Raw genomic sequence first — 11712 nt, 5'->3', positions numbered from 1 at the left:
TGTGGGGCGGCAAGCGTTCAAGCCGTGGGGGAAGGGAAGTCGGCGGACCGGACGAAAGAAAAGATTTACATTGAGGTCAAGGATCCGACCATAAGCGTTGTGCCTTGCGCGATCCCACCGTTGGCGCAGGCCCCGGCAGGGGTATTGGATGATATACGGAAGAAACTCGCCGAGGACCTCGAATTCTCCGGGCTCCTCAAGCCCATTCCCAATGTTCCTCCTCTGGCGCCGCCCGAGTTGACCGGGGAGTTCCGGTACTCCTGGTGGAGGGATTTGGGGGCCGACGTCGTGGTGGCCGTGGATCTGGACGAGGCTCCCGGGAATCCCGGCTACCAATTCTACGCGTTCGATACGATCCTGGGTGCGAAAATCCTCGAGCGGAAGCTCTCGGGGGCCTGGCAGGACGCCACCAACGAGTTCATGAACGGCCTCGTGGAACGGCTTTCGGGAAAGCCGGGGATCTTCCGGACCCGCATCGCACTGGTGGGGAAGGTATCCGGCGCAAAAGAGATTTTTGTCGGGGATTGGGACGGCCGCAACTTCAAGCAGATCACCCGGAACCATTCGCTCAACCTGGCGCCGGCGTGGGATTCGGATGGGCGACGGCTGCTGTTTACCTCGTACATCCGCCGGAACCCCGATCTCTATGTCTATGAGCTCAACCCGGGGACCATGGAAGTGCTCTCCAGCTTCCCCGGATTGAACTATGGCGCGGAGATGTCGCCGGACGGAAAACGGATCGCGTTGACCATCACCAAGGCGAGAAACTCCGATGTGTATGTTCTGGACATCGACAAGACTTCGATCGAGCGGATCACGGACCACCCGGCGATCGATTCCTCTCCCACGTGGTCGCCGGACGGCAAGATGCTGGCGTTCGTATCCGATCGCAGTGGAACGCCGCAGATCTACACGATGCCCGCGGTGGCGGGTGGCGAGGCAACGCGGCTAACCTTTGAGACGACGCAAAACGACTATCCCGCGTGGTCGCCCGACGGTTCGTTCATTGCGTATTCGGGGTTGGCCCCCGAGGGCCGATTCCAGGTCTATTTGGTCTCCACCGACGGCTGGACGCACAAACGCCTCACCACCGCGAAGGCCAATCACGAATTCCCCTCGTGGGCGCCGGACGGACGTCATCTTGTCTACACTTCCGACAAGAAGGGAAAGGACCATCTTGTTCTGATCATGCGGGACGTGCTGGCGGGGGTGGAGAGGGAGGTGGATCCTTCCGTCCGAATATCGGGCTGGCCGGCCTGGTCGCCCGCCCGAGGTCGATAAGGGCGATCGTGAAGATTCTGATCGTCGACGACGAGAACGAGAGCCGGGCGCTCGTTCGCCGGGCCGTCGAGGCGATGCAGCTGGAGGGCAAGGAAGTTCAAGAGGCGACAAGCGGAGAAGCGGCCGCCGCGCGACTGGTGCAGGGGTCCTACGACGTGGTCATCACGGACCTCGTGATGGAAGGCATGGATGGGCTCAAAGTTTTGAAGGCGGCCAAGGACGTGCGGCGCGACACACAGGTGGTCCTTGTTACCGCGTATGCCACGATCGAATCGGCCGTGAAGGCGATCAAGGCCGGCGCGTTTGATTACATTTCGAAACCCGTGAACCCCGAGGAAGTTCAGCACGTGATCCATCGGATTGTGGAGAGGCAGAACCTTCTGGCTGAACTCGACCGGCTGCGGTTGGCAGTGGAGAGTCAGAACAGCATCGAGAACATTGTGGGAGATTCCGACGGTATCCGGACCCTGAAGAAGATGATCGTGAATCTGGCGGATTCCGATTCGCACGTCCTGATCACGGGCGAGACGGGGACGGGGAAGGAACTTGTGGCCCGTGCGATTCACGGACTCTCGACGCGGAAACAGAAGCTGATGGTCAGCATCAACTGTGCCGCATTGCCGGAGAATCTGCTGGAGAGTGAGCTCTTTGGCTACCGGAAGGGCGCGTTCACCGGCGCCGCAAGCGACAAGCGCGGCCTTCTGGAGGAGGCCAGCGGATCGACCCTGTTTCTCGACGAGATCGGCGAGCTGCCTCTATCCCTCCAGGCGAAACTCCTGCGCGTGCTCGACTCCGGTGAATACCGGAAGCTGGGGGACGTGAGGACGCACAAGGTGGACCTCCGGATCGTGGCGGCGACGAACCTGGACGTTGAGCGGGCGCTGCGCGAAAACAAGTTCCGCGAGGATCTGTACTACCGGCTGACGGTCTTCCATCTCATCATGCCGCCCCTTCGGGAGAGGGTGGTTGATATTCCCCTGCTCGTCCAGCATTTCGTCGGCCAGTACGCCCGGAAATTCGGGAAGCCGGTCGAGGGTGTATCCCCCGACGGGCTTCGATGCTTGGAGCAGCGGGAGTGGGGGGGAAACGTGCGGGAGTTGGAGCATGTGATCGAGAGGGCCGTGATCCTGGCCGTGGGCAATATCATATCGATGAATGAACTCTCGCAGATTGTGGGTATCGACCGCGCCGAGAAAGAGGAGGTCATCCTCCCGCTTTCCGAGGTGGAGAAGAACTGCATCATGCGGGCTCTCCATCACTTCAAGGGGCAGAAAGACAAGACCGCTCATACGCTCGGAATCTCACCGGCCACGCTCTGGCGAAAGCTCAAAGAATACGGAATCCAAGCGTCATCGCCAGCCAAGGTCACCTCCGTGGATTCGGAAGACCGCCAGAACTAGCCGTTTCATCTGTTCTCCCGTAGCGGAGCCCTAAGGCTCCGCTATAAGTCTTGAATTGCTCGTAATATTGATATGGATCCAGGTCCAGGGCGGATCGAGAGCCGTAGTAGCCGAGCAGTTGTTTGCAGCTTCAGGCGCTGACGAGATTCGTTTGCAGCAGGAGATAGGAGACCGTGAAGATCAGGCCGAAGAACGCTGCGAACAGAGCCGGTATCAGATTCATCAAACCCCTCATGTAGTTATTAACAGCAATGTTTGTCCCACTAGTGAGTTTATTTGTTTACAATATATTGAATTCGCATCTCTACTGCCACATTCGGCGGGACTGTTCGCTTTCATGAGCGGATAGTGAAATTGTTTACCGGGTGATGTCGCGGAATTGATCAGATCCGAACGGCGACGCGCGGATCCTTGTTTCGCTGCGCAACCTCAAAGGCTGCGCCACCATCGCTCGTCAGCACCCCCGAAGGAACCCACTCTCCATCCTTGGGCTCAAGAATGCTGACCCGGCAATCCGCAATCTTCGTATTGTAGCAGTAGGCGTGTTCGAGATCGGGATCGGTGTATTCCACGCCGACGAAATTCTCCAGCCGGGAATTGACTTCGATCTCGAAGCGGCGATCCTGCGTAGCGACCGCGAAATTCCATTTCCCGACGTCCCACCGGCTCTTGACGCGCAACGACTCGCCAATACGGTTCACGGTGTACGCTTTCCCGCGATGAACGAGGTGGAAGACGCTGATGACGGGCGTGGGGATTGGGCCGATCTTGATCTGGGCGGAGAGCAGCTCGAGCACGGCACCCGGATCTTCCTTGAATAGGTTGCAGTGGCCCCAGACCCAGCGATAGGCGTGCTTCGTTCCCCAGATGTGCGTTTGTTGTCCCGGCTCGTTCACGAGCGAGTACGTCTGCCCGTCTACCTTGATCGTGCCGCTAAAGCGGCCGTTCATGTGCGGAGAGAGCACCTTCGTTTTCGGAAGCTTGCCCGTGTACATGCCCGGATACGGGAAATGGCGGAAGGTCCCTCCCTCGGAGGTCATTTTGAGGTCCCATTCGAGACTGCGGCCGTTCCCATCAAGCTTTCCCCAGGATTCGTTGTGTTTGAGGACCGCCGAGCCGATCTTGAACTGGTGGGGGTTGCGGCCGATCGAGGCCTCGGCGAAGGGGATCGTTTTCTTGAATGCGGCATTCCGCTTGAAATCATTGCCGTCGAAAAAGATGCCCCAGAGCTCGGCGATGGGATCCCCTTTCCCGGGAAGAGGGGCGTTCAATGTGAACCGGATCCACCAAGCCGTTTTGGTCTTGGCTTGATTGAACTTCAGGTAATAGACCTCGTAGTGGCCCTTCTTTGCCCCGTCCCACACCAACTCATTGTCCTTCTCATCACTCATCACTCATCACGCATCACTTTCTAGAGCGGGATATTGCCGTGTTTCTTAGGCGGGTTGGTGTCGCGCTTGTTCCGGAGCATGTCCAGCGCCGTGTTGAGTTTCACGCGCGTCTCCTCCGGCCGGATGACTTCGTCGATATACCCCAACTCCGCGGCTTTGAAGGGATTGGCAAACTTCGTTCGGTAGTCGCCCACCAACTCCACGCGCTTCTTCTCGGGATCGCCCGCTTCGTCCAGTTCTTTTCGAAAGACGACATTCACGGCCCCTTCGGGACCCATGACCGCGATTTCCGCCGAGGGAAATGCATAGTTCACGTCGCCGCGGATGTGCTTGCTGCTCATGACGTCGTACGCCCCGCCATAGGCCTTGCGCGTGATGACGGTGATCTTGGGAACGGTGGCTTCGCAGAAGGCGTAGAGGAGTTTCGATCCTTGCCGGATGATCCCTCCCCATTCCTGTGCGGTGCCGGGCAGGAAACCGGGGACGTCCACGAATGTGATCAGGGGAATATTGAAGGCATCGCAGAAGCGGACGAACCGGGCGGCTTTTACGGAAGCGTTGATGTCCAGGCATCCCGCCAGATACGCCGGCTGATTGGCCACGACTCCGACCGACCTCCCCTTGAGGTGCATGAAACCGATGACGATATTCTGGGCGTAGCCGGCTTGAACCTCAAGAAACTGCCCGTCATCGCCCACCTTCTTGATGAGATCCCGGATGTCGTAGGGCTTGTTGGGATCTTCCGGCACCAGATTCCGGAGCGAAAGGTCGATCCGGTTGGGAGGGTCCTTGGTCAGCCGATGGGGAGGGTCCTCCATGTTGTTCTGGGGGACGTAGGAGAAGAGTTCTCGCGTGAGGAGCAGGCTCTGTTCGTCGTCGTCCGCCACGAGATGGGCCACGCCGCTTGCCGTGGAGTGCGCCTCGGCGCCGCCGAGACGTTCCTTCGTGACGTCTTCTCGGGTCACCGTTTTGATTACGTCCGGCCCGGTGACGAACATGTAGCTGGTGTCGCGCACCATGATGATGAAATCGGTCATGGCGGGTGAGTAGACGGCGCCGCCGGCGCAAGGTCCCATGATCGTGGAGATTTGAGGGATCACACCCGAGAACATGACGTTGCGGAGAAAGATATCGGCGTAGCCCGCGAGGCTGACGACGCCCTCTTGAATTCTCGCGCCGCCGGAGTCGTTCAGCCCGATGACGGGCGCGCCGACCTTGCCCGCGAGATCCATGATTTTGCAGATCTTCCGGGCGTAGGCGCCGGAGAGGGAGCCGCCGAACACGGTGAAGTCCTGCGAGAAGACGAAGACCAGGCGACCGTCGATCCTTCCGTGGCCGACCACCACGCCGTCGCCGAGCACTTTTTTCTGCTCCATCCCGAAATCGGTGCACTGATGGGTGACGAACTTGTCGACTTCGACGAAGGAGCCTTCATCCACGAGCTTGAGAATGCGCTCACGGGCGGTGAGTTTTCCCGCCTCGTGCTGTTTGTTGATGCGCTCCTGTCCGCCCGCGAGATCCGCTTCTTTTTCGAGGCGTTCGAGGTCGGCGATTTTGTGATCGATGGCCAAAGTTGATGCTCGCTTCTTGAATCGATCCTAGCAGAATGACGCTTTGAGTCAATGAACCGGACCGGCAATTTGAGCTTTCGAACCTCTCTGGCCACCGGAATGGCCAGGCTTGGTAGTCGCGGGCTTTATGCCCGCGTCCGAAGACGCACCCTTTACGGGTGCGCCCTCGGACGCAGGCATGAAGCCTGCGCCTACCCATCTACCCCGCCTGGGGAAAGCTCAAATCGTGACCGCACTTGGTATAGGATGTCTCGATGGGTTCGCTCCGGAACCTCAGTCACTTGAAGAGAGAACAAGAACGACTCGCCCGAGATGTGAGCCTGTGCGATGGGTTGGATCTTTCAAAAGTCCGGACGATCGCCGGGTGCGATCTGACCTTCATAAATTCGTGGAAAACGCCCACGGAAGGAATAGCGTGCATCGTTCGATTGACATTCCCAGCGATGGAAGTGTTGGAGGTGGTCACGGCGCACGCCCGCGTTACGTTTCCCTACGTGCCGGGATTCCTTGCCTACCGCGAACTCCCGCTGTTGCTCAAGGCGTACGGCAAGATGGAGGAGAAAGCGGATGTGTTTCTGATCGACGGCCAAGGGATCGCCCATCCCAGGCGGTTTGGAATCGCGGCGCATTTCGGAGTTGTAACCGGCGAGATGACGATTGGCTGTGCGAAAAGCTGGCTGTGTGGGGAGTACCGTGATCCCTCGGCATCGGGGAGATCGATCGGACTCAGGGACAAGTCGGGCAGGGCGATCGGGACTGTACTGCGTCCGTCCAGCGGGAAGAGTTTATTATTTGTGTCCCCCGGCCATCTCGTATCTGTAGGGACTTCGCTGAAGATCGTGAAGTCATGCTTGAAGGGTTATAGAATTCCGGAGCCTACCCGGCTGGCGCACAATCGTCTCACCGGGATCAGACGCTCCCTGCTGTAGCCGCAGGCTTTAGCCTGCGCTTCGGACGCGGCCTAAAGGCCGCGGCTACCGGAAGGGTGTGTCATCGGACGCGGCCTAAAGGCCGCGGCTACCGGAAGGGTGTGTCATCGGACGCGGCCTAAAGGCCGCGGCTACCGGTGAGGAAAACGGTGCGGCCTAAAGCCCGCGGCTACCCCCTCTGACCCACCGTTTGTAGGGGCGAGGCATGCCTAGCCTCTACTGAACTGGAAAGGCGAGGATTCGGTTGTTTTCGGCGTCGCCCATGAGGAGGGTGCCGGTTCCGGTCAGAGAGAGGCGGGTCATCGGGTCGCCGGGGTTCGTGTCGAACAGGGTTGCGCTGGTGCCGAAGTCGTTCAACGTGAAGTTGGTCTGGCCGATCACGCCCACGGCGTTCTGGGCGGTGGGGGGAGCCGAAAGCGTCGAGATATCGAAGACCAGAATTCGATTGTTGCCGTCGTCGGCGACATACAACCTTTTGGCCGCCGGATCTGCGGCAAGCCCCTCGGGATTCGAGAGGCCGGATTGGGTCAGGGCGGCGCCTCCGGAAGTAAAGTTCGCCTGGCCCAGGACGTTGATCGCATTCTCCGCGCCGTTTGAGATTCCATCGCCCACGTTGAACACGAGCACGCGGTTGTTGTTGGCGTCGCTCACGAAGAGAGTCCCACCGTCCAGCGCGACCCCGCACGGGCCTCCGCCGGAATTGAACTGGGTTTGGTTTGGAGTGCCTGAGCCTGGGCAGAGGTCGGCGAAGGGCGTTCCGCCGGTCGCCCCGATCACGCTCACGGCGGCCTCGTTGGTGCTGAGGATGCCATCCCCGACGCTGTAGACCATCACACGATTGTTGAAGTTGTCGGATACGAACAGCCTGTCATCCGTCGTCACGGAGGGATTCACGGGATCAAAGGCCAACGCGAACGGATAGTTCAGGCCGGTCTGCGAGCAGGCTGTGGCCACGGCGGCGAAAGAAGTCTGGCCGATCACATTCGTGGCCGTCGGGTAGTTGGAGAGAAGGGCCGCACTTACATCGAAGACCAACACACGGTTATTGTTCGAATCGGCCACGAAGAGTTTTCCGTTTTGCTCGTCGATGGCGAGGGCGCCGGGGTAGTTGAGGTCCTGGTTGGTGGCGCTTGCGGGTGCGGGTGAAGCGTTGGGCGCACTTGCCGCATAGAGGGTTGGTTGACCGATGACCGCGTCCGCTTTGTGATCGAGAAGTACGTTGTCCGCCGAAAGATTGAACACCAGAACACGGTTGTTGGACGAATCGGCCACAAACATCCGCGTACGGACCGTGTCGACCACCGCGTGCCACGGGGCGTAGAGCCCCGCGTCGTCCGCGTTGTTCGGATTGCCCTTGGACCAATTGGCGACGCCCGCCGCGCCGGTCTGTCCGGCCAGGTCGACCGCCGGTTCCCCGTCCGTGATGGTGACCGGGTCGTACACGATCAATCTGTTGTTGCTCGAGTCGGCCACATATAGGGCTTGATTGGCGCCGGATCCCACGTGGAGAACATCGCTGGCGTTTCTCTGGCCCGATTGGGTGGTGTTTCCCCCGCTGGCCGTGAAATTGACCTGCCCGAGAACGTTGGCTGCGTTTTCCGGACAACTGGCTGGAGGAGAGACACATGCAATAGGAAGACTGAAGACGGTTGTTCGGCCTTGGATGAGCGTTGCGGTTCCCTCCGAGACGAAAAGTTTTGTCCCGGACGAATTGATGGAGAGACCCCGGGGATCTCTCAGGGTTCCGGCCGATGTGCCGGGTCCGGCGCCGTTCCAAGCCGATTGTCCCAAGAGACCGTCCGCAGTCTCATTGTTGCCGACCATGAATACGTCGTATCGAGTGACCCTGTTGTTGACCGAATCGGCGACGTAGAGCTTGTTGGTAGCGGTGCTCAAAGCGAGTCCCCGTGGGAACTTGAGGCCCGTTTGGGTGGTCGCCTGCGTGGCGGTGGTAAATCCCGCCTGCCCGAACACCCAGTTGGCGCCCGCACCGTTGGTGAATGCCGCGGCGGCGGAGGCTTTGTTGAACATGGTGATTCGATGATTGCAGTACTCGGAGACGAAGAGGCATGAACCGGCGGGGGGTCCCGTCGAGTCGCACTGTTGATCGGTTCGAACCGCAAGTCCAATGGGTTTGCACATGCCGCACGCGTTCGTGCCGGGCGTTTCGTCGGCATTGTTTCCATTGTTGTTTCCACCGCAGACGGGGGCGTCGCCCCGCCAGTCCTGTGTGGAGGCTGTGAGCAATCCCTGACCGAGAACGTTGGCGGCCGCCTCGCCGCTGACGAGGCCGTCGGACAGGTTGAAGATCAGCACCCGGTGGTTGAGGTGATCGGCCACGTAGAGCCACTGGGCAGTGGCCCCGTTGTATTCAATCGTGAGCCCCCGGGGTTCGTTCATCTTTGTGCTGCTGGTTCCAGGGGTGGTGCTTACGAAATCCGACTGTCCGAGAACGAAATCGGGTTGCCGATCGAGGGGCATCTTGGTGGTTGAGTTACAATTGAAAACGAGAACGCGGTTATTCAAGGAGTCGGACGCAAACAGGCGGTCGTTCGCAGTATCATAAACCAGGCCTCCCGGGCCGTCGAAGGATTCGGCGCGGGGATTGTTGGGACCCCCCGCCGTGTAGAAAACGGAGTCGCCTGGGAGGAGATGCCCAAGCACGTCGATGGCGAGGCCGGGTGCCCCGATTTTGATGCCGTCCGACGAATCGCAGCGGACGTTTCCGGCCTTGTCGAACGTCATGACGTTGACGAAGTACTGCGTTCCAGCGGAGAGAGCCAGGGCCGTCTTGGTAATCGAATTCGTGAGGCTGTTTGACGTGGCGGCCATGATCGATCCCGGCGACGCGCCGGTGCAAACGGTCGTCCCAACGGCCACCTCGTACCGGTCCAAGCCGCTGCCCGCATCGCTGGAGGCATTCCACCATGCCGCCAGCTTGGTTGTATCGGACTGGATGTCCTGGTCCAGCGTGTAGCCGGAGAGGCCGTCCCTTACACTCAGTGCCGTTGGGAGAACAGTGTCCACGGTAAAGCTCGACTGAGCGGCACCGCTCACGTTTCCGGCAGGATCCGCGGCGCGGACCTCAAACGTGTGCGCCCCGTCCAGAAGGGGGATGGGCGGTACCACGGGCGAGGTGCAGGCATTGAAGGGGAGGTTGTCCATGTGGCACTCGAAAACGGCTGTCGAGTCGGTCGAACTGAAGGTGAAGGATGGCCGGTTGGCATTCGTGAACGGCGGGGGGCCTGCCGAAAGGGTGATGCCGGGCAGAACCGTATCCACGACCCATGAGAATCCAGCGGGCGTCGCGTCGGGATTGCCCAAAGCGTCCGCGGCGGCCACCGTGAAGGTGTGCGTCCCATCTCCCAGGTTGGTGGCCGTGAACGGTGAGGAACAGGGCGCTGGAGTGCCGGTGTCCAGTTGGCAAAGGAACGAACAGGGGCCAGGGGTCAGGGTTCCGGGCTCAGTGCAGGAGAAGCCGATGGCGGCCGATTTCTGGTTCGTAATTGCCGGTGGGTTATTGTTGATCGTGGTCTCTGGCGGAGTTTTGTCCAGCGTGATTTTGAATTCTGCGGGTGTGGGATCGACATTGCCGTTGGCGTCCTTCGCGCGAGCGCGGAAAGTATACTCGCCATCGCCTTTCGAAAGGGCTGGAGTGGCTGGGTTGGCGCAAGGCCCGAATCCGAACTGACCATCCTTCGCGATAGCGCACTCAAACGTGCAGGCCGATTTCGTGCAGGTCAGGGTGATCCTGAGTTCTTCCTGATTCGTGACGCTCAAGCCGGTCAAATCCGCTCCATGAACCGATTCCACCTTGGCAATCGAAGTGTTGGGCGGCACCTTGTCACAATCGCCGGGACAAGAGATTTCCGTTTCACCGGATTCGCAGATCTTGTTGCCGCATTCCGCTTTTGGAAGAACGGTGAACGAAAGGACGACGGGCGTCTGATCCGTGTTGCCGAGGGCGTCCGCGGCGCGAACAGCCAGAGCGTGAGGGCCTTCTGGAAGGGGGGCCGCGGCATTGTTGAGGATGAATGGACTGGGGCAGGCGGCGGGCAGCTTCTCGTCCAATGTGCATCGATAGACGCAATTCGATTTGGAGCATGAAGTGGCCACGGTGATCGGCTCGCCGACCTTGGCTTGGACCCTATCCAACGTGGCGGTGGTGTCGGGTGGAGTCACATCGATCTTTTCGAGATCGACTTTCACGGTCACGCCGCTGTCCTTCAAGTTCTTTTCGAGTGTTTTCCCGAGTTGCGTGAATGCGGCGACGACCTGTTCTTGGGTTGGGGCGATGGTCGCGTCCGCGGCGGCCGCCAACGCCTGCTCGATACTTCCGGTGGTCGCTTTGGCAGTGGCGACCTCCACGAGACTGGACACGCCGTCGCCGTCGACATCCGGGAGAACAACCTGATTGATCGGGATGGGAGTCTCCTCGATTTGGAATGAGATGGCCGGGGTGGCATCGGTTCCCGGGGGCGCCGATGGATCGGGAGGCGGAGGGACCTTGATGGTTACCGTGGCGGTGACTTCGACGAAGGGAATGTCTTTATTCTTCCGGGAACGGACGCGACTTCGAATATTGTTTGCGCCGTCCCGCGCATGGGCTACGGGAAGTTGGAAAGTGAATTGGTAGACGATGGTGTTCTCGTCGCCGGCCGGTGGTTGCCCGCCGGCCGCGGCTTGACGTGCGGGAGCAGCGCGAACGCCGCCCTGGCTGCTCGCACGGACACCCCCGCGAACACCGCCGCGCACGCCGCTTTGCTCCGATGCGCGGATTCCGCCGCGCACGCCCGCTCGCACCCCGCCGCGGACGCCCTCAGCCACCAATTCATCTCCGGCGAAGACATCGACTTCGGCGTCTTCTTCCACGCCGGTGAGTGCGGAGGCGATTTCAGGAGAAAGGGGGATCCCCACGTCGAGCGCGATGCCCTCGTCAGCCGAGGAAATCTGCGTGGATTGGGTCTGGTCGGATTTTCGGATGCAGGAAGTGGACAACAGCAGCAGGAACGCTATTGCCCCCCAATGTGACAGCTTCAGGCCCCCGCCAAAATTCACAATTCCAAAGTAAGCGTTTCCCCTGCCCATGTCAAACTCCTCCATACTGGAATAACTACACGAACGACGGGATCTTGTCTGT

General features: G+C 60.1%; 6 protein-coding genes. 3 read left to right on the top strand and 3 right to left on the bottom strand.

The annotated features are described in order from the left end of the window. The first annotated feature begins 24 nt into the window (after window positions 1–24). On the top strand, window positions 25–1281 hold the full coding sequence (locus HYT87_08285) for a PD40 domain-containing protein (GenBank protein ID MBI2059753.1): 1257 nt from the start codon (window positions 25–27) through the stop codon (window positions 1279–1281). Between the two features lie 8 nt (window positions 1282–1289). Beyond that, entirely contained in the window at window positions 1290–2681 is a 1392-nt protein-coding gene (locus tag HYT87_08280) for a sigma-54-dependent Fis family transcriptional regulator (protein MBI2059752.1), read from the top strand. 383 nt (window positions 2682–3064) lie between these two features. On the opposite strand, the gene HYT87_08275 is transcribed toward HYT87_08280, so the two are convergent. After that, the gene (locus HYT87_08275; GenBank protein MBI2059751.1) at window positions 3065–4072 is read right to left on the bottom strand and encodes a hypothetical protein; all 1008 of its coding nucleotides are present in this window, start codon (window positions 4070–4072) and stop codon (window positions 3065–3067) included. A gap of 20 nt (window positions 4073–4092) precedes the next feature. Next, window positions 4093–5637 (bottom strand): acyl-CoA carboxylase subunit beta, encoded by a 1545-nt coding sequence (locus HYT87_08270; protein MBI2059750.1) that lies wholly within the window; start codon window positions 5635–5637, stop codon window positions 4093–4095. A gap of 260 nt (window positions 5638–5897) precedes the next feature. Here HYT87_08270 and HYT87_08265 point away from each other — a divergent pair, with 260 nt between their 5' ends. Beyond that, entirely contained in the window at window positions 5898–6572 is a 675-nt protein-coding gene (locus HYT87_08265; protein MBI2059749.1) for an endonuclease V, read from the top strand. Window positions 6573–6788: 216 nt separating this feature from the next. Here HYT87_08265 and HYT87_08260 read toward each other — a convergent pair whose 3' ends face one another. Beyond that, a complete protein-coding gene (locus HYT87_08260) occupies window positions 6789–11660 on the bottom strand; it encodes an NHL repeat-containing protein (GenBank protein MBI2059748.1) in 4872 nt (1623 codons plus the stop codon). Window positions 11661–11712 lie beyond the last annotated feature (52 nt).

The organism is Nitrospirota bacterium, assembly GCA_016180645.1.
Classification (GTDB): domain Bacteria; phylum JACPQY01; class JACPQY01; order JACPQY01; family JACPQY01; genus JACPAV01.
Note: the sequence above shows the minus strand (reverse complement) of the source record. Positions and strands in the feature narration are given on the sequence as shown.